A 21,343-nucleotide genomic window follows, 5' to 3' on the forward strand; every position below is an offset into this window, starting at 1 on the left:
ATCAATTCCGCGAACGACGACGAGCTATTGAAATTCATTGATGAGGAACTCAGAAAGTCTTGAGTCGCCGGACCTTTCGATTTTTCAGGCCTTTCCAGGGGATATGAGATATGGCTAACGAAGAGAAGCTGCGCGATTACCTGAAGTGGACGACCGCCAGCCTGCACGAGACCCGAGCGCGCCTTCGCGACCTGGAAGAGCGTGCACAGGAGCCGATCGCGGTGGTGGGCATGGGTTGCCGGTTCCCCGGGGATGCCGATAGCCCGGAAGAGCTCTGGGACGTGGTGGCCAACGGTGTGGACACCACATCGGAGTTTCCCGAGGATCGCGGCTGGGATCTGGAAAAGCTGTACAGTGCCGATCCCGCGAGTTCGGGGACGTCGTATGTGCGGACCGGTGGATTCGTGCGGGATGTGGCCGGATTCGACGCGGGATTCTTCGGAATCAGCCCGCGTGAGGCATTGGCCATGGACCCTCAGCAGCGGCTGTTGCTGGAGATCTCCTGGGAGGCGCTGGAGCGGGCCGGGATCGCTCCGTCGTCGGTGCGGGGAAACAAGGCCGGAGTCTTCGTCGGGGTGACACCGCACGGGTACGGCACGGGCATGGAGGGGAGCCTGGAAGGCTTCGCGCTGACCGGGGGCGCGCCAAGTGTGGTCTCCGGCCGGTTGTCGTATGTGCTCGGGTTGGAGGGGCCGTCGGTCAGCGTGGATACCGCGTGCTCCTCATCGCTGGTGGCGTTGCACTTGGCGGTCCAGGCGCTGCGGTCCGGTGACTGCACCATGGCTTTGGCCGGTGGTGTGACGGTGATGTCGAGTCCGCTTGCGTTCGTGGAGTTTTCACGGCAGCGCGGTCTGGCCGCCGATGGCCGGTGCAAGCCGTTCGCGGCGGCCGCCGACGGTACCGGTTGGGGTGAGGGTGCGGGAATCCTCGTGCTGGAGCGGCTTTCCGACGCACAGCGCCAGGGCCATGAGGTGCTCGCGGTCATTCGCGGCAGCGCGATCAACCAGGACGGTGCGAGCAACGGGTTGACCGCGCCGAATGGTCCGTCACAGCAGCGGGTGATCCGGGCGGCATTGGCAAATGCCGGGGTGCCGGCCGCGGAGGTCGACGTGGTGGAGGCGCACGGCACGGGAACGACCTTGGGTGACCCGATCGAAGCTCAGGCATTGATCGCGACCTATGGGCAGGAGCGTGCCGAAGAGCGTCCGCTGTGGTTGGGTTCGATCAAGTCGAATATCGGGCACGCCCAGTGCGCGGGCGGCGTGGCCAGCGTGATCAAAATGGTGATGGCGCTGCGCAATCGGGTACTGCCGGCCAGCTTGCACGCGGACGAGCCGACGCCACACGTGGATTGGTCCGCCGGGACCGTGCGGCTGTTGACGGAGGCGATGCCCTGGGAGGGCGGCGAGCATCCGCGGCGCGCGGGCGTGTCCTCGTTCGGCGTCAGCGGCACCAACGTCCACGTGATCATGGAGGAAGCCCCGAGCGCGGCACCCGATGCGGAATCGGATGGCGAGCCGGATGTTGCTGTGCCATCGGTGATTCCGTGGGTGTTGTCGGCGAAGTCCGAGGCCGGATTGCGGGCGCAGGCGGCACGATTGCGCGAGTTCGCCGCTGCGAACGTTGATTTCGAGCAGCTGGATGTCGGGTACTCCTTGGTGTCGTCGCGGTCGGTGTTCGACCATCGTGCGGTCGTGGTGGGATCCGACCGCGAGGAGTTGCTGGCCGGTCTTTCGTCATTGGCCGCCGGTGGCGTTGCCGCCGGTGCGGTCGAGGGTGTGGCCGGTGCAGGTGCGGAGTCCTCCGGTGTGGTGTTCGTGTTTCCGGGGCAGGGTTCGCAGTGGATCGGTATGGGCCGGGAACTGCTCGAGACCTCGCCGGTGTTCGCGGAGCGGATAGCGGCGTGTGAGCGTGCGCTGGCGCCGTTCGTGGATTGGTCTCTGTCGTCGGTGGTGCGTGGTGAGTCGGATGCCCCGAGCCTGGACCGAGTCGACGTTGTCCAGCCGGTCTTGTGGGCCGTGATGGTTTCGCTGGCGGCATTGTGGGAGTCGGTGGGTGTGAATCCTGCTGCGGTGGTTGGTCATTCGCAGGGTGAGATTGCTGCTGCGGTCGTGGCGGGGGCGTTGTCGCTCGAGGACGGTGCCCGGGTTGTTGCCTTGCGTAGTAGGGCGATTGCTGGTGTGGCGGGTCGTGGTGGCATGACGTCGGTGGCTGCCCCCGCGGAGCAGGTCCGTGAGCTAGTGGCGCGTTGTGGTGGTGACATTGCGGTGGCGGCGGTGAACGGACCGTCCGCCGTGGTGGTATCCGGAGAGGTCGGCGCGCTGGCCGAACTGGAACGGACATGCGAGGTGGAAGGTATCCGGGCTCGGCGAATCCCGGTGGACTACGCGTCGCATTCGCCTGCGGTGGAACAGATTCGGCGCGAGATCCTGGATGCGCTGGCCCCGGTGGCTCCGCGGGCGGGCCGGGTCCGGCTGTACTCCACGATGCTGCCCGGTTTCATCGACGGATCCGGTATGGACGCGGAGTACTGGTACGCCAATCTGCGCCGGGAGGTGCGGTTCCAAGAGGCTGTCGAGGGTTTGGCCGCCGCCGACTATCGGGCGTTCGTGGAGGTGTCGGCGCATCCGGTGCTGATCGCGGCGGTGCAGGAGACCCTCGAAAACGATGGCGAGAGTGCGATCGTGGCGGGGACGCTACGCCGGGATGAGGGTGGCCTGGACCGGTGGTTGCAGTCGCTGGCCGAGGTATTCGTGCAGGGCGTTCCGGTGGAATGGGCGCGCGTGCTGGGTGGCGGTCGCCGGGTCGAATTGCCCACCTACGCATTCCAGCATCAGCGGTTCTGGGTACGGCCGGAGTCGAGTGCCGGTGATGTGGGCTCGGTGGGATTGGTCACCGCTGGGCATCCGTTGCTGGGTGCCGAAGTGCAGCTGGCCGACGGCGAGGGTTTCCTGTTCACCAGCAGGCTGTCGCTGCGTTCGCATCCCTGGCTCGCCGACCACAGCGTCCAGGGGACCGCGCTGGTTCCCGGAACGGCGTTCGCCGAGTTGGCGGTGCGCGCTGGAGACCAGGTGGGATGCGGCCGAATCGAGGATTTGGCCCTGGAGCAGCCGCTCGTGCTGCCCGACCGCGGTGCGGTCCGGTTGCAGGTACTGGTCGGCAGCCCGGACCCCGCCGGACGTCGCGAGGTGACGGTGTATTCGCGGCCGGAGGACGCGCCCGCCGATCAACCGTGGAGCCGCAATGTCAGCGGCACCATCGCCCCTGACAACACAGCGTCCATCGATGTCGCGGAACTTGTGGCATGGCCGCCTGTCGGTGCGGAGCCGGTATCCGTCGATGGGCTGTACGACGACCTGCTCGAGCGCGGTTATGGCTACGGCCCGGTGTTCCGGGGTCTGCGGTCGGTATGGCGGCGTGGTGGCGAGGTATTCGCCGAGGTTCGGCTGCCGGAGGAGGCTGCCGAGCAGGCCGGTGAATTCGGATTGCACCCCGCGCTGCTCGACGCTGCTTTGCACGCCGTTCGGTTCGTCATCCCTGAAAACGAAACGGGGACACAGGTTCTGCTTCCATTCGCCTGGAGTGGTGTGTCGCTGTATGCCTCGGGGGCGCGTGGCCTGCGGGTGTGGTTGCGGCAGTCGGGTGAAGGTGTGCTGACGTTGGCGGCGGTTGATGAGACCGGTGCGCCTGTGGTCGGTGTCGAGTCGCTGGTGCTACGTCCGATGCAGCAGGGGTTGTTGGAGGCCCCGAACGCACTGCAGCAGTTGTTGTTCGCGGTGGAGTGGATTCCGATGTCGGTGCCTACAACTGACGAATTGCCTTGGGCGCTGGTTGGTTCGGATGAGATCGGTCTGAATTCCATTGCTGGAGTATCGATCTACGACGACCTCTCCGAGTTGGCGACTGGGACTTCAATTCCGGACGTCGCTGTGGTGACGTGTGCCTCGTCTGTGGCCGGTGATCCGGCCGTGGCTGCCCGTGCGATGGCTGGGCGTGTGTTGGGTGTTGTGCAGCAGTGGTTGGCCGAGGAACGGTTCGCTGACTCGCGGTTGATGGTGGTGACTCGGGGCGCTGTTGCGGCGGTTCCGGATGAGGGAATCCGGGATTTGGCTGCCGCTGCGGTGTGCGGTCTGGTGCGGTCCGCGCAGTCGGAGAATCCCGGTCGGATCGTGCTTGTCGATATCGACGAATCTGCTTCGTACAGTGTGGATCTCGTCGCCATTGGTGCGGTTGATGAGCCGGAGTTGGTGGTGCGTGGTGATCGGGTGTTGGTGCGCCGGTTGGCGCGGCCGGTATCCGATGGCGTGCTGTCGGTTCCGGCAGGTTCTTGGCGGTTGGCTCCCGGTGCCGGGGGCACGCTGGAGAATCTCGCGTTCGTAGACAGTTCGGAAAACGCGGTTCCGCTGGGGCCGGGGCAGATTCGGGTTGCCGTGCGCGGGGTGGGGTTGAATTTCCGGGATGTCCTGATCGCCTTGGGTATGTACCCCGATGTCGCGCTGCTGGGTGCGGAGGTCGCCGGTGTGGTGGTGGAGGTCGGCCCTGGGGTCGGGTCTCTCGCTGTGGGTGATCGCGTAATGGGTTTGGCCGAGGGTGGTTTCGGTCCCGTGGCGGTGATCGATCACCGGCTGCTGGTGCCGATGCCGGAAGGCTGGTCGTTTACTCGGGCGGCGGCGGTGCCGGTGGCGTTCGCGACAGCGTGGTATGCGCTGGTCGACTTGGCCGACGCGCAGCCGGGCGAGCGGGTGTTGATTCATTCGGCCGCTGGTGGTGTGGGTATGGCTGCTGTTGCTATTGCCCGGTATTTGGGTTTGGAGGTGTTCGGAACCGCTTCGCCTGGTAAGCATTCGGTGCTTTCGGGGATGGGGCTCGATGCCGGACATATTGCCTCCTCTCGGTCGGCGCAGTTCGAGCAACATATTTTGAACACCACCGACGGTGCGGGTGTGGACATCGTGTTGGACAGCCTGGCCGGAGATCTGGTCGACGCCTCTCTGCGGCTGTTGCCACGGGGTGGTCGGTTTATCGAGATGGGCAAGACCGACATCCGCGATGCTGGTCGGGTTTTCGACGACTATCCCGGAGTTGTTTACCAGGCATTCGAATTGGGAGACGCAGGCCCGGAGCGGATCGGCGAGATGCTGGCCGAGGTGGTCGGTCTGCTGGATCAGGGTGTGTTGGCGGAGTCTCCGGTGTTGGTGCGGGATGTGCGTCGGGCTCCGGAGGTGTTCCGGTTCATGAGTCAGGCTCGGCATGTCGGCAAGATCGTGTTGCGGATCCCGCGCGCCATTGACCCGAATGGCACTGTCCTTATCACTGGTGGGACAGGCACTTTGGGTGGCTTGTTGGCGCGGCATCTCGTTGCTGAGCACGGTGTTCGGCATTTGGTGTTGACCAGCCGTCGTGGTGTGGAGGCGCCGGGCGCGGGCGAGTTGGTCGCGGAGCTGGAGACCGCTGGTGCTGAGGTGGTAGTCGAAGCGTGCGATACCGCCGACCGTGATGCGATGACCCGGCTGTTGGCGGGAGTGTCGGTGGAGCATCCGTTGACGGCGGTGGTGCATGCGGCTGGTGTGCTCGATGACGGTGTGATCGGGTCGTTGTCGCCGGAGCGGGTAGACGCCGTGATGCGTCCGAAGGCCGATGCGGCGTGGCATCTGCACGAGTTGACCGAGGGGTTGGATCTGTCGGCGTTCGTGCTGTTCTCCAGTGCCTCAGCAACTTTCGGTGGCCTGGGACAAGGCAACTATGCCGCGGCCAACGCGTTCATGGATGCGTTGGCGCAGCACCGCCAATCCGAAGGTCTTCCAGCGATTTCGCTGGCATGGGGTCTGTGGGCCGATGCCAGTGGTCTCACCGGGCATCTCGACCAGACCGACTTGGCCCGGGCGGGCCGAGGCGGGTTGACCGCCATGTCCACCGCCGAAGGGTTGGCGCTGTTCGATGCGGCGTTGCGGCGGCCGGAGGCGTATCTGGTGCCTGCCCGGTTGGAGCTGACGGGTCTGGGTGCGCGGGGTGAGGTGCCGCCGCTGATGCGTGGTCTGGTGCGCGGCCCGGTTCGGCCGGTCGCCCGCACGGCCGCAAGGGATTCCGTATCAGGGCTGGCCGCCGAACTCGCGGGCCTATCGATTCCGGATCGGCGCAAGCTGCTGCTGGACCTGGTCCGCCGCCACATCGCCACCGTCCTCGGCCACTCGTCGCCGGAAGAGGTCGAGCCGGCTCGGGCGTTGCGGGACATGGGTTTCGATTCACTGACCGCGGTCGAGCTGCGCAACCGGCTCAATGCGGCGACCGGGCTGCGGCTACCGGCGACCCTGGCCTTCGACTACCCCAGCGCGGAACGGCTCGCCACCTACCTCGAGGAGGAAGTCCTCGGTTCCGAGGCCGCCGTGACGCCACCGCAGGCTCCGACCCGAGCGGTGGACGAGCCGATTGCCATCGTGGGCATGGGGTGTCGGTTCCCTGGCGGGGTGGACAGCCCGGAGTCGCTGTGGGAACTGCTCGCCAACGGTGTCGACGCGGTATCCGGAATCCCCGAGGACCGGGGCTGGGATCTCACGCGGTTGTTCGGCCCTGGCCTCGACGCGTTCCGGCCCGAGGGCGGCTTCGTCCGGGATGTGGCCGGATTCGATGCCGGATTCTTCGGGATCAATCCGCGTGAGGCGCTGGCGATGGATCCGCAGCAGCGATTGCTGCTGGAGACCTCGTGGGAAGCATTGGAGCGGGCCGGAATCGCCCCGTCCGCACTGCGGGGCAGTCGAACCGGGGTCTTCATCGGGACGTTCGGTCAGGGCTACGAGCCCGGCCTCGAGGAAGGTTCCGAGGGGTACGGCGTGACCGGCACGTCGACCAGCGTTGCATCGGGCCGGCTCTCGTATGTGTTCGGATTCGAGGGTCCGGCGGTGACGGTGGACACCGCGTGTTCGTCGTCGTTGGTGGCATTGCATCTCGCGGCGCAGGCGATTCGCTCGGGTGAGTGCACGGCGGCCCTCGTCGGCGGCGTCACCGTGCTCTCGTCCTCGACCGCGTTCACCGGACTTGCTCGCCAGGGCGGGCTGGCCGCCGACGGCCGGTGCAAATCCTTCGCCGCCTCCGCCGCGGGTTTCGGCATGGGTGAGGGCGCCGCGGTGCTCTTCGTCGAGCGACTCTCGGACGCTGAGCGTCTGGGGCACCGGGTATTGGCGGTGGTTCGCGGCAGTGCGGTGAACCAGGATGGTGCCAGCAATGGATTGACCGCGCCGAATGGTCCGTCGCAACAGCGCGTCATCCGCGCGGCGCTGGCCGATGCCGGGGTGCCGGCCACCGAGGTCGACGTGGTGGAGGCGCACGGTACGGGCACCGAACTGGGCGATCCGATCGAGGCACAGGCCCTCATCGCCACCTACGGACACGACAGGCCCGACGACAGTCCGCTGTGGTTGGGGTCGATCAAGTCGAATATCGGGCATACCCAAGCGGCTTCGGGTCTGGCGGGTGTGCTGAAGATGGTCATGGCACTGCGGCACGGAATGCTTCCGGTGACACTGCATGTGGACGAACCGTCGCCGCATATCGATTGGTCCGCCGGGACCATCCAGCTGCTGACCGAGCCGAGGGCATGGCAGGCGGACGGTCGCCCGCGGCGGGCCGGTGTGTCCTCGTTCGGGATCAGCGGCACCAACGCGCACGTGATCATCGAGGAAGCGCCGCCGACCGGGGCGAGTGCGAGCAGTGCGGCGCCCCCGGCCGCGGCGGTGCCGTGGGTGATTTCGGCGAGGTCGGCGGCCGCGCTGCGGGCGCAGGCCGCTCGGCTGCACGAATTCGCCACCACCACCGTCGATTTCGAGCCGATGGACATCGGATGGTCGTTGTTGTCCGGGCGGACGGTGTTCGAGCGCCGCGCCGTTGTCGTCGGCACGAGCCGCGAAGCGTTGCTGGCCGGCACGGCCGCACTGGCGGCGGGGGAGCCCGCGTCCGGTGTGGTCGACGGTGCGGCGGGATCCGAGGCGTCCGGTGTGGTGTTCGTTTTCCCCGGCCAGGGCTCGCAGTGGATCGGCATGGGCCGGGAACTGCTCGAGGGCTTCCCCGCGTTCGCGCAGCGATTCGCCGAATGCGAGCGGGCACTGGCCCAATTCGTGGACTGGTCGCCGTCAGCGGTGATCCGGGGCGAGACGGGCGCTCCGGAGATGGATCGAGTGGACGTGGTCCAACCGGTGTTGTGGGCGATGATGGTTTCGCTGGCCGCGCTGTGGGAGTCCGCGGGTGTGTCTCCGGCGGCGGTGGTCGGCCATTCGCAGGGCGAGATCGCCGCGGCATGTGTGGCGGGCGCGCTGTCCCTCGACGATGGCGCCCGCATCGTCGCCCTGCGCAGCCGGGCATTGGTCCGGCTATCCGGCCGAGGGGGAATGCTCTCCGTCGTGCGCCCTTTGGAGCAGGTCGCACAGCTCATCGAGCCGTGGGCGGACCGGGTGGCGATCGCCGCGGTGAACGGCCCTGCGGCGGTGGTGCTCTCGGGCGACCGGGAAGCACTGACAGAGGTCGAAACGAAACTGTCGTCGATGGCCGCGCTGCGCTGGTGGATCCCGGGAGTGGACTTCACCGCGCACGCGCCGGCAGTCGAGGCGCTTCGCGAGGAGATTCGGGCGGCGCTGGCGCCGGTCGCACCTCGGGCGGGCCGAATTCCGGTGTACTCCACGGTGGAGCCGGGCCCGCTGGACGGGTCCACGATGGACGTCGACTACTGGTACGCGAACCTGCGGCGGACGGTCCGATTCCGCGAGGCCGTCGAAGGTCTCGCGGACGCTGGTCATCGCATGTTCGTCGAGGTGTCCCCGCATCCGGTGCTGACCGGCGCGATCCAGGAAATCCTGGAAACGTCCGCTGTCAGCGGTGCCGCGGTCGGGACACTGCGGCGCGATGACGGCGGTGCGTATCGGTGGTGCCAGTCCCTCGGCGAGGCGTTCGTCCGGGGAGCCCCGGTGGACTGGGCGAGTGTCGTGGTCGGTGGCCGACAGGTGGATCTGCCGACGTATGCCTTTCAGCGGCAACGCTTCTGGCCGAAGACCATGCGGGCCGCGGACGATGTGCGGTCGGCGGGATTGGCCGCCGCCGGGCATCCGCTCCTCAGCGCCGCGGCGGAACTGGCCGACGGCGCGGGTTTCCTGTTCACCAGCAGGTTGTCGCTGCGGTCGCATCCGTGGTTGGCCGACAACGTGGTTCGCGGCGCCGCCATACTTCCCGGCCCCGCCTTCGTCGAGCTGGCGGTGCGCGGCGGTGATCAGGTCGGGTGCGGCCGGGTCGAGGATCTGGCCCTGGAGCAGCCGTTGGTGCTGTCCGAGCGCGGAGCCGTGCAACTGCAGGTCCTGATCGGTGCGCCGGATCGCCACGGGCGTCGCGAGGTGAGTGTGTACTCGCAGCCGGAGGACGCGTCCGAGGAGTACGGGTGGCTGCGGCATGCCAGCGGCACCCTCGCCCCTGACGGGGCGGCGCCCGTCGAGGTTGCGGGACAGGAGGTTTGGCCACCGGTAGACGCCGAGCCACTCGAGGCGGGCGGCCTCTACTCCGCGCTCGCCGAGCGAGACCACGAGTACGGTCCGGTATTTCAGGGCTTGCGGGCGGTGTGGCGGCGCGGTGACGAGGTGTTCGCCGAAGTCCAGCTGCCGCAGGACGCGGTCGAGCAGGCGAGCGAATTCGGTTTGCACCCGGCCCTGCTGGACGCGGCCCTGCATGCCAGATTCTTCTTCGTCTCGCCGGACGGTGGCAGCCGGGACTCGGTGCCGTTCGCATGGGGTGGAGTGTCGCTGCATGCGGCGGGCGCGGGTGTCCTGCGGGTCCACCTGCGCAGGACCGGCGATGAGTTGCTTTCGCTGGTCGCGACGGACGTGACCGGTGCGCCGGTCATTACGGTGGATTCCCTTGTGCTGCGGTCGATATCGACGGATTCCGGGGAAACGGAACAGGGTGAGCCTGCGCCGGTGCGCCGTCCGGTGCGGCGCGTTCGGCCGATGGCCCGCGCGGCGGCACAGGATTCGGCGGGATTGGCCGAACAGGTCGCGGGTCTGTCGCCTGCGGAGCAGACGGCGGTATTGCTCGACTTCGTGCGCGGCCACATCGCCGCGACTCTCGGCCATACCTCGCTCGCCGAGGTGGAGCCGACGCGGGCGTTGCGGGATATGGGTTTCGACTCGGTGACCGCGGTGGAGCTGCGCAACCGGCTCACCGCCGCGACCGAGCTGCGGCTGCCGACGACCCTGGCCTTCGACTACCCGACGCCGGAGCGGCTCGCCGCCTATCTCGGCGCGGTGTTGGCAGGGACCGAATCCGATGCGTCGGCGGTTGCGCCGAGGGCATCCGCGCCTGTCGATGAGCCGATTGCCATCGTGGGCATGGGTTGCCGGTTCCCCGGTGGGGTGGACAGCCCGGAAGCGTTGTGGGAGCTGCTGTCCGGCGGTGTCGACGCGGTGTCCGGTTTTCCGGAGGGCCGTGGCTGGGTCGTTGGTTCCGGCCTCGATGGTTTCCGGCACGAGGGCGGCTTCATCCGCGATGCGGAGCTGTTCGACGCGGGCTTCTTCGGAATCAGCCCGCGTGAGGCACTGTCGATGGACCCTCAGCAACGGCTGCTGCTGGAAACCTCGTGGGAGGCGTTGGAACGGAGCGGGATCGCCGCATCCGCCCTGCGGGGCAGCCTCACCGGGGTCTTCATTGGTGCCACGCATCAGGGTTACGAGACCGAGCTGGCTAACGGAGGGGAATCCGCCGATGGCTATGTCCTGACCGGCACGACATCGAGCGTGCTGTCGGGTCGGGTGTCGTATGTGTTCGGGTTCGAGGGTCCGGCGGTGACGGTGGATACCGCGTGTTCTTCGTCGTTGGTGGCGATGCATCTCGCGGCGCAGGCGCTGCGTTCCGGGGAGTGCTCGATGGCACTGGCCGGTGGCGTCACGGTGATGTCGAGTCCGCTGCCGATCGTCGAATTCGCCCGGCAGGGTGGGCTCGGGCGGAATGGTCGGTGCAAGGCGTTCTCCGCCGAAGCGGACGGGATCGGTATGTCCGAGGGCGTCGGGATGTTGGTGTTGGAGCGGCTTTCCGATGCGCGACGGCAGGGCCATCACGTGCTGGCGGTGATTCGCGGTAGTGCGACCAACCAGGATGGTGCGAGTAATGGGTTGACCGCGCCGAATGGTCCGTCGCAGCAGCGGGTTATCCGTGCGGCGTTGGCCGATGCCCGGGTTGCGTTCGATCAGGTAGATGTTGTGGAGGCGCACGGTACCGGGACGGCGCTGGGTGATCCGATCGAGGCGCAGGCGCTGATCGCCACTTACGGCCAAAGCCGTGATGAGGATCGTCCGTTGTGGTTGGGGTCGATCAAGTCGAATATCGGGCATACGCAGGCCGCTGCTGGTGTGGCCGGGGTGATGAAGATGATCCTGGCGATGCGGCACGGGGTTCTTCCCGCGACGTTGCATGTGGATGAGCCCTCGCCGCATGTGGATTGGTCTGCTGGTGCGGTAAGGCTGTTGACCGAGCCGATGTCGTGGGAAGCGAACGGGCATCCGCGTCGGGCGGGTGTGTCTTCGTTCGGTCTCAGCGGCACCAACGCCCACTTGGTCTTGGAAGAATCTTCTGTCGTTGTCGAGCCGTCCGTAGTTGACGGTGGGGCTGCCGAAGATTCGGTGGTGCCTTGGGTGGTGTCGGGGAAGTCTGTGGCCGGGTTGCGGGCGCAGGCGTCTCGGTTGCACGAATTCGCGACTGCGAAGGTCGATTTCGATCTAGTGGATGTCGGGCATTCCCTGGTGTCGTCGCGGACACTGTTCGACCACCGTGCGGTCGTTGTAGGCGGCGACCGTGAGCAGTTGCTGGCTGGTTTGGCGGCGCTAGCTGCTGGTGAGCCGAGTTCTGTTGTGGTGCAGGGTGTTGCGGATTCGGGGTCTTCGGGGACTGTGTTCGTGTTTCCGGGTCAGGGTTCGCAGTATGCCGGTATGGGGCTGCAGTTGTGTGCGGGGTTCCCGGTGTTCGCTGAGGCGTTCGCCGAGGTGTGTGATCTGTTGGAGGCTGAGCTGGGTTTGCCGGTGCGGGAGGGTTTGGCTGATCCGGGTTTGGTGGATCAGACCCTGTATGCGCAGGTGGGTTTGTTCGCGGTGGAGATCGCGTTGGTGCGGTTGTTGGAGTCGTGGGGTGTGATCCCTGATGCGGTGGCTGGTCATTCGGTGGGTGAGATCGCTGCGGCGGTGACCGCGGGGGTGTTGTCTCTGGGGGATGGTGTGCGTCTGGTGGCGGCTCGGGGGCGGGTGATGCAGGCGCTGCCGGTGGGTGGGGGTATGGCCGCGATCGAGGCATCGGAATCGGAGATGTTGGCGTGGCTGGTGGATTCGGCTTCGGGTGTGGTGGTTGCTGGGGTGAATGGTCCTGCGGCGGTGGTGGTTTCGGGTCGGTCGGTAGAGATCGATGAGGTTGTTGAGGTGTGGCGGGGTCGTGGTCGTCGGGTGCGGCGGTTGCGGGTTTCGCATGCGTTCCATTCGCCGTTGATGGATCCGGTGTTGGACGAGTTGGGTGAGGTGGCCGAACGGCTTTCGTTCGCCGAGCCGGTGATCCCGTGGATCTCGACGGCGACCGGTAATCCTGTTACCGGCTGTGATGCCCGGTATTGGGTGGATCAGGCGCGGGGTGCGGTGCGCTTCCATGACGCGGTAACGACCCTGGCCGTTGATGGTGGTGGGGTGTTTGTGGAGGTCGGTCCGGGCGCGGCGTTGTCGGCGATGGGACCGGGCTGCGTAACGGACGACAGTCGCGCGGTGTTCGTGCCGTTGATGGCCGGTGAGGGTGACGAACCGCGAGCGGTCGTCACCGGGCTGGGGCAGGTGTTCGCCGGTGGTGTTCCGGTGTCGTGGGAGCGATTGTTGCCTGAAGGTCGGCGGATTGCTCTGCCTACCTACGCTTTCCAACGCCAGCGCTACTGGCCGCAACCTGCTGCTTCGGCAGCGGTGGATGCGAATTCTGGTGTGGAGTCGCGTCTTTGGGCTGCGATCGACGAAGGCGATGTGGCCGAGCTGGCCACGGAGTTGGCGCTCGAGCCGGGCTCGTTGGAGGCGGTGTTACCGGCATTGTCGTCGTGGCGTCGGCGCGAGCAAGAGAAGGACACGGTTCGGGATTGGCGGTACCAGGTCGTCTGGAAGCCGATCGCGGTCGGGGCGAGCCCCGAACTGGCGGGCACCTGGTTGCTGGTCGCTTCGGCCGGGCGCGGCGAGAACGACCCGGTCGCGGATTGTGCTGGAGCACTGGCCGCGCACGGTGCCGAAGTCGTTGTGGTGCAGGCCGATTCGAGCGATCTCGACCGGCAGGCCATGGCCGCCGCCGTGCACGCCGCGTTGGGCGAGCAGGGGCTGGACGGTGTGCAGGGCGTGCTGTCGCTGCTGGCCCTGGACGAGACTCCCGTGCCTGCGGATTCTGCCGTTTCGTATGGTCTGGCGCAGACGCTGATGCTGGTGCAAGCCCTGGGCGAGCTGGGTTGTGCCGCGCCGTTGTGGGTGGTCACTCGGAGTGCCGTATCCACAGGCCCGCAGGATGTGTTGACGAGCGCGGTGCAGGCACAGGTGTGGGGTCTGGGACAGACCGCGAGCCTGGAACTGCCCGCCCGGTGGGGTGGGTTGATCGACCTGCCCACCGCCTTCGACGAAGCTGCCCTGACGCGGTTGTGCGGCGTGCTGGCCACCGAGATCGACGCGGGCGGAAACGACCAGGTCGCGATCCGGCGGTCCGGTCTCTTCGCCCGTCGGGTAACGCGAGCCGTCACCCCTGTCGGCGCCGAGTGGACACCGCGGGGCACTGTGCTGATCACCGGTGGCACAGGTGGTCTCGGGATGCAGGTGGCCCGCTGGCTGGCCGGTAATGGCGCCGAGCGTCTGGTGCTGGTCAGCCGCCGCGGACCGGCGGCTCCCGGAATCGCGGACCTGGCAGCGGAGTTGACGGCGACCGGCATCGCCGTCACCGTCGCGGCCTGCGATGTCGCCGACCGGGAGGCGATGGCCGGCTTGCTCGAACAGATCGCGGCCGATGGCCCGGCACTGACCGCTGTGGTCCATGCGGCGGGTGTCGGCGATGCGGCGGAGTTGGCCGATCTCGATACCACCGGGCTGGCCTCGATGCTGACCGGCAAGGTCATCGGCGCGTCTGTCTTGGACGAGCTGACCCGGGATCTGGATCTGGATGCCTTCGTGCTGTTCTCGTCGGTCGCGGCGATCTGGGGCGGCGGCACACTGGGCGCTTACGCGGCAGCGAATGCGTTCTTGGACGCGTTGGCGCTGCGGCGGCACGCCCATGGCCTCGCGGGCACCTCGATCGCGTGGGGTATGTGGGCCGATGGCGGCATGGGGGAGGGTGCGGCCGGCGAGCAGTTGCGCCGTCGCGGAATGCGCGCGATGGCACCGAGATCGGCGGTGGCCGCACTGCGGGAGTTGGTGGGGCAGGGCGTGGCATCGGCCGTGGTCGCCGATGTGGATTGGGCGCGGTTCGCGCCCGCCTTCACCATGACGCGCCGCAGCCCGCTGCTGGGCGACCTGCCGGAAGTCCAGCAGGCCCTCGCCGCGGCGGATGTCCCGCCGGAAGCGGGCTCGTCGGAATTCGCTCGGCAGTTGGCCGGGCTGACGGCCGCCGAACAGGACAAGACCCTGCTGAATCTGGTTCGTGGCCATATCGCGGCGGTACTCGGTCACTCCGCTCCGCAGGAGATCGAATCGGCCCGAGCCCTGAAGGACCTGGGTTTCGACTCCTTGACCGCGGTGGAACTGCGCAACCGGCTCACCGCGTCGACCGGGCTCGGTCTTCCGGCGACGCTGGTTTTCGACTACCCGACACCGGAGCGTTTGGCAGCCCATCTGCGGGCGGAATTGTTGGGGACCGGCGCCGAGATATCGACGGCTGCGCTGGCGACGGCCGCGCCCGCCGACGAGCCGATCGCCGTGGTGGGCATGGGTTGTCGGTTCCCGGGCGGGGTGGACAGTCCGGAATCGTTGTGGGAATTGCTGATCGACGGCATCGACGCGGTCACCGAATTCCCGGGCGACCGCGGCTGGGATCTCGACGATCTCTATCACCCCGACCCCAACCACAACGGGACGTCCTACGTCCGGGCGGGCGGATTCGTCCGGGATGTGGCCGGATTCGATGCCGGATTCTTCGGGATCAGCCCGCGTGAGGCCTTGGCGATGGACCCGCAGCAGCGGCTGCTGCTCGAGGTGTGCTGGGAGGCCTTGGAGCGGGCCGGGATTGACGCGTCGGCCTTGCGGGGGAGCCCCACGGGTGTATTCGTGGGCACCAATGGGCAGGACTACGGGGCGATCATGTCGGCAAGCGCGGACAGCACCGAGGGCTATGCCGTGACGGGTGGTGCGGCCAGTGTGGTTTCGGGCCGGGTGTCATATGTGTTCGGGCTGGAAGGTCCGGCGGTCAGCGTGGACACCGCGTGCTCTTCATCCTCGGTGGCGTTGCATCTCGCGGCGCAAGCGCTGCGCTCCGGCGAGTGCTCGATGGCGCTCGCCGGTGGTGTGACGGTGATGTCGAGTCCTCTTGCGTTCGTGGAGTTTTCGCGTCAGCGCGGGTTGTCGACCGATGGTCGGTGTAAGGCGTTCGCTGCTTCGGCTGATGGCACCGGGTGGGGTGAGGGTGCCGGAATTCTTGTGTTGGAGCGGCTTTCTGAGGCGCGGCGCAATGGTCATGAAGTGTTGGCGGTGATTCGCGGTAGTGCGATCAACCAGGATGGTGCGAGTAATGGGTTGACCGCGCCGAATGGTCCATCGCAGCAGCGGGTGATCCGTGCGGCGTTGGCGAACGCCGGGGTTGGGTTCGATCAGGTGGATGCTGTTGAGGCGCACGGCACGGGTACCACGTTGGGTGATCCGATCGAGGCGCAAGCACTGATCGCGACCTACGGCCAGGGTCGTGATGAGGATCGTCCGTTGTGGTTGGGTTCGATCAAGTCGAATATCGGGCATACGCAGGCCGCTGCCGGTGTGGCGGGCGTGATGAAGATGATCCTGGCGATGCGGCATGGGACGCTTCCGGCGACGTTGCATGTGGATGAGCCGTCGCCGCATGTGGATTGGTCCGCGGGTGCGGTGCGGTTGTTGACCGACGCGGTGGCGTGGGAGGCGAACGGGCATCCGAGGCGCGCGGGTGTGTCCTCGTTCGGTGTCAGTGGCACCAACGCGCACATCGTCGTCGAGGAGGCACCGGCGGTGAATGAGGTGCCTGTAGGCGGCGGCGACATAGGCGGCGGCGAGGTCGACGGTGGCAGGGCTGACAGTGTTGCGGCACCGTCGACGGTGGTGCCATGGGTGGTGTCGGCGAAATCCGAGGCCGGGCTGCGGGCGCAGGCGTCTCGGTTGCGCGAATTCGCCACTGCGAAGGTCGATTTCGATCTGGTGGATGTCGGGCATTCCCTGGTGTCGTCGCGTTCGCTGTTCGACCACCGTGCGGTTGTTGTTGGCGGCGATCGTGAAGAGTTGCTGGCTGGTTTGGCTGCGCTAGCCGCTGGTGAGCCGAGTTCTGTTGTGGTGCAGGGTGTTGCGGATTCGGGGTCTTCGGGGACCGTGTTCGTGTTCCCGGGACAAGGTTCGCAGCGGTTGGGCATGGGCGCTGAGTTGTGTGCGGCGTTCCCGGTGTTCGCTGAGGCGTTCGCGCAGGTGTGTGATCTGTTGGAGGCCGAGCTGAGTCTGCCGGTGCGGGACGTGATCGCCGGTGATCCGGACTTGGTAGATCAAACCCTGTACGCGCAGGTGGGTTTGTTCGCGGTGGAGATCGCGTTGGTGCGGTTGCTGGAGTCGTGGGGTGTGATCCCTGATGCGGTGGCTGGTCATTCGGTCGGTGAGATCGCTGCCGCGGTGACGGCGGGGGTGTTGTCCCTCGAGGATGGTGTGCGTCTGGTGGCGGCGCGTGGCCGGGTGATGCAGGCGCTACCTGCCGGTGGGGGTATGGCCGCGATCGAGGCATCCGAGGCGGAAATGGTTGCGTGGCTGGCGGATTCGGCTTCGGGTGTGGTGGTTGCTGGGGTGAATGGTCCTGCGGCGGTGGTGGTTTCGGGTCGGTCGGTAGAGATCGATGAGGTTGTTGAGGTGTGGCGGGGTCGTGGTCGTCGGGTGCGGCGGTTGCGGGTTTCGCATGCGTTCCATTCGCCGTTGATGGATCCGGTGTTGGACGAGTTGGGTGAGGTGGCCGAACGGCTTTCGTTCGCTGAGCCGGTGATCCCGTGGATCTCGACGGCGACCGGTAATCCTGTCACCGACTGTGATGCCCGGTATTGGGTGGATCAGGCGCGGGGTGCGGTGCGCTTCCATGACGCGGTCACCAACCTGGCTGCTGATGGTGGGTCGGTGTTTGTGGAGGTCGGTCCGGGCGCGGCGTTGTCGGCGATGGGACCGGGCTGCGTAACGGACGACAGTCGCGCGGTGTTCGTGCCGTTGATGGCCGGTGCGGGTGATGAACCGCGAGCCGTCGTCACCGGGCTGGGGCAGATGTTCACTCGTGGAGTTCACGTGTCCTGGCAGCGGCTACTGCCCACGAGTCGGCGGATTGCTTTGCCTACCTATGCCTTCCAACGCCAGCGCCACTGGCCGCGGCCATCCGCCAAGGTCGGGGATGTGGCCTCGGTCGGACTGACCGCGGCCGAGCATCCCTTGCTGGGTGCGGCAGTGGATCTCGCCGGTGCCGAGGGCTTGTTGTTCACGAGCAGATTGTCGGCGCAGACCCACCCCTGGCTGGCCGATCACACGATCCAAGGCACAATCCTGGTTCCCGGCACGGCATTCGCGGAGTTGGCGGTACAGGCCGGCGACCACGTCGGATGTGGTCGGCTCGCGGACCTCGCGCTGGAACGACCGTTGGTGCTACCCGAGCGCGGGGCAGTGCAGCTTCAGGTACTGGTCGGCGCGGCCGAGGCGGACGGCCACTGCGCCATCACCATCTACTCCCGGCAGACCGAAGCGTCGGCGGACCGCGAGTGGGTCCGGTACGCCAGCGGCACGATCGCTCCCACCGATACGGCCCGCGCCGATTCGGAACTCGTGGCATGGCCACCGTCCGGTGGCGAACCGGTATCCGTTGATGGGTTGTACGACGACCTGTTCGAGCGTGGCTATGGCTATGGTCCGGTGTTTCGGGGTCTGCGGTCGGTGTGGCGGCGCGGTGCGGAGACGTTCGCCGAAGTTCGCTTGCCGGAGGAAGCCGCCGAGCAGGCCGGGGAGTTCGGGCTGCACCCCGCTCTGCTGGACGCCGCGCTACACGCGGCCAGCTTCACGACGGACGAAAGCCGCGGCGAGGCACAGGGTTTGCCGTTCGCATGGACCGGAGTGTCGCTGCATGCCTCGGGCGCGAGGGCGTTGCGAGTGCGGTTGCGGCGGACCGCTGAGGAAACACTGACCCTGACTGCGGCCGACGAGAACGGCACCCCCGTAATCACTGTCGAATCACTTGCCCTTCGACCGATCTCGCCCGATCAGTTCGGGGCCGCCTCCACCGGACACCGGGACTCCCTGTTCGCAGTGGACTGGACCGTGGCCGTGGACGATATACCGGCCCAGCGGTGGGCAATCGTGGGCCGCGACGCTGCCCGCACGGCGGTGGGCTCCGATGCGACCGCGCACTCGGATCTGGCGGAGTTGACCGAGGCCATCGCCGCAGGGGCCCCGGCTCCGGATCTGATCGCGGTCGCTGTGCCACAGGCGGATACAGCCGACTCGGCCGCGGCCTCGCGCGCTGCGGTGAGCCAGATGTTGCGCGTGGTCCAGGAATGGCTGTCCGAGGAGCGCCTCGCCGATTCCCGGCTGGTAGTGGTGACCCGCGGCGCGATATCGGTCGCGCCGGACGAAGATGTCCGGGACCTCACCGGCGCGGCCGTATGGGGTCTGGTGCGTTCGGCGCAAATCGAGAACCCGGGGCGTCTGGTGTTGCTCGATCTCGAAGCGGCGCAGGGTGATTCGATGCTGCCCGCAGGCCTCGGGGACGAGCCGGAATTGGCGATGCGCGGTGATCAGGTGCTGGTGCGGCGGTTGATGCGGCCCGCCACCGAGGGCGTGCTGCCGATCCCCGCCGCGAATGGCATATGGCACTTGGGGACAACTGCCGCTGGCACACTGGAAAACCTTGCGTTGTTGGACAACCCGGATATCTCGGCTCCGTTGGAGCCGGGGCAGGTTCGGGTTGCCGTGCGCGCGGCTGGACTGAATTTCCGGGATGTCCTGATCGGCTTGGGTATGTACCCCGGTGCGGCGAATTTGGGTGGCGAAGGCGCCGGTGTGGTTGTCGAGATCGGTCCGGGGGTCGAGGGCTTCGCCGTCGGTGACCGGGTGATGGGCATGCTCGACGGCGGATTCGGGCCCGTGGCCGTGACCGATCACCGGCTGCTGGTGATCATGCCTGAAGGCTGGTCGTTCACCAGGGCCGCGGCGGTGCCGGTGGCGTTCGCGACCGCGTGGTATGCGCTGGTCGATCTGGCCGATGCGCAGCCCGGAGAGCGGGTGCTGATCCACTCTTCCGCTGGTGGTGTCGGAATGGCGGCCGTTGCCATTGCCCGGTATTTGGGTTTGGAGGTGTTCGGAACCGCTTCGCCCGGAAAACATTCGGTGTTGTTGGGGATGGGGCTCGATGCCGGACACGTTGCCTCGTCGCGGTCGGCGGAGTTCGAGCAGCACGTTTTGAACACGACCGGCGGTGCGGGTGTGGACATCGTGTTGGACAGTCTGGCCGGTGATCTGGTGGATGCGTCCCTGCGGCTACTGCCACGAGGCGGGCGATTCCTGGAGATGGGCAAGACCGACATCCGCGACGCCGAACAGATCGCCGAAACCTATGCGGGCGTGGCGTATCGGGCATTCGATCTCGTAGACGCGGGTCCGCAGCGGATCGGTGAGTTGCTGGCCGAGGTGGTCGGCTTGCTGGATCAGGGTGTGTTGGCGGAGTCTCCGGTGTTGGTGCGGGATGTGCGTCGTGCTCCGGAGGTGTTCCGGTTCATGAGTCAGGCCCGGCATGTCGGCAAGATCGTGTTGCGAATCCCGCGCTCGATTGACCCGGATGGCACTGTGTTGATTACTGGTGGGACAGGCACTTTGGGTGGCTTGTTGGCGCGGCATTTGGTTGCTGAGCATGGTGTTCGGAGCTTGGTGTTGACCAGTCGCCGGGGCATGGAGGCTCCAGGTGCGGCGGAGTTGGTCGCGGATTTGCGAGCCGTTGGCGCTGAGGTGGCGGTCGAGTCTTGTGACATTGCCGATCGTGACGGCGTTGCTGAGCTGTTGGCGGGGATCTCATCGGAGCGTCCGTTGACGGCGGTGGTGCATGCGGCGGGTGTGCTCGATGACGGTGTGATCGGGTCGCTGTCGCCGGAGCGGGTTGATGCGGTGATGCGTCCTAAGGCCGATGCGGCGTGGCTTTTGCACGAGTTGACCGAGGCGTTGGATTTGTCGGCGTTCGTGTTGTTCTCGAGTGCTTCGGCGACTTTCGGTAGTCCCGGGCAGGGTAATTATGCGGCGGGTAATGCGTTTTTGGATGCGTTGGCGCAGCATCGTCAGTGCGAGGGTCTTGCGGCGGTGTCGTTGGCGTGGGGTTTGTGGGCCGATGCCAGCGGCCTGACCGAACACCTGGACCAGACCGACCTGGCCCGGGCGGGCCGAGGCGGAATGTCCGCTCTGCCAACCCATGAGGCGTTGGCATTGTTCGATGCGGCGCTGCTGCGGCCGGAGTCCCTCCTGGTGCCGACCCGACTCGACCTGTCCGGGCGGGCGCAGGGTGAGGTGCCGCCATTGCTACAGGGTCTGGTCCGCGGTTCAGCCCGGCCGAGGGTCGGCGCTTCCGCGCCGGATTCCATGGCCGCGATCAGCGAGCGGCTCGCCATGCTGTCGATACCGGACCAGGAGACCTTCCTGCTGGACCTGGTGCGTCGCCACATCGCCACCGTCCTCGGCCACTCCTCGATGCAGGAGATCGGGGCGGCTCGGGCGTTGCGGGACATGGGTCTCGACTCGCTGACCGCCGTCGAACTGCGCAACCGGCTCGGTGCGGTAACGGGGCTGCGGCTACCGGCCACGCTGGCCTTCGACTATCCGACGCCGGAACGGCTCGTCGCCTATCTGCGCAAGGCGCTCGCTCCCGCGGCCGACACCGGGGCCGACCCGAACGAGTTCGAACTCAGGAAGGTCCTGACCTCCATTCCACTGTCCAGAATCCGGGACGCCGGGTTGATGGATGCCTTGCTGCAGCTGGCGGACTTCGATCGCGGCACGGTCGCGTTCGACACGCGTGATCAGGACGACGCCATCGACGAGATGGACGCCGAAAGCCTCATGCGCATGGCATTCGACACCACCGAAGAACTTTGATCACGGTTGTA

1 protein-coding gene is annotated in these 21,343 nt (G+C 67.0%); it reads left to right on the forward strand.

What is annotated here, in order from left to right:
* Window positions 1–110: 110 nt before the first annotated feature.
* Window positions 111–21,332: a type I polyketide synthase gene (locus ACQP0C_RS13785; RefSeq protein WP_433733313.1), complete on the forward strand. Its 21,222-nt coding sequence runs from the start codon at window positions 111–113 to the stop codon at window positions 21,330–21,332.
* The last annotated feature ends 11 nt before the right edge of the window (window positions 21,333–21,343 follow it).

It is taken from the genome of Nocardia sp. CA-129566 (genome assembly GCF_050956075.1).
Lineage (GTDB): Bacteria > Actinomycetota > Actinomycetes > Mycobacteriales > Mycobacteriaceae > Nocardia.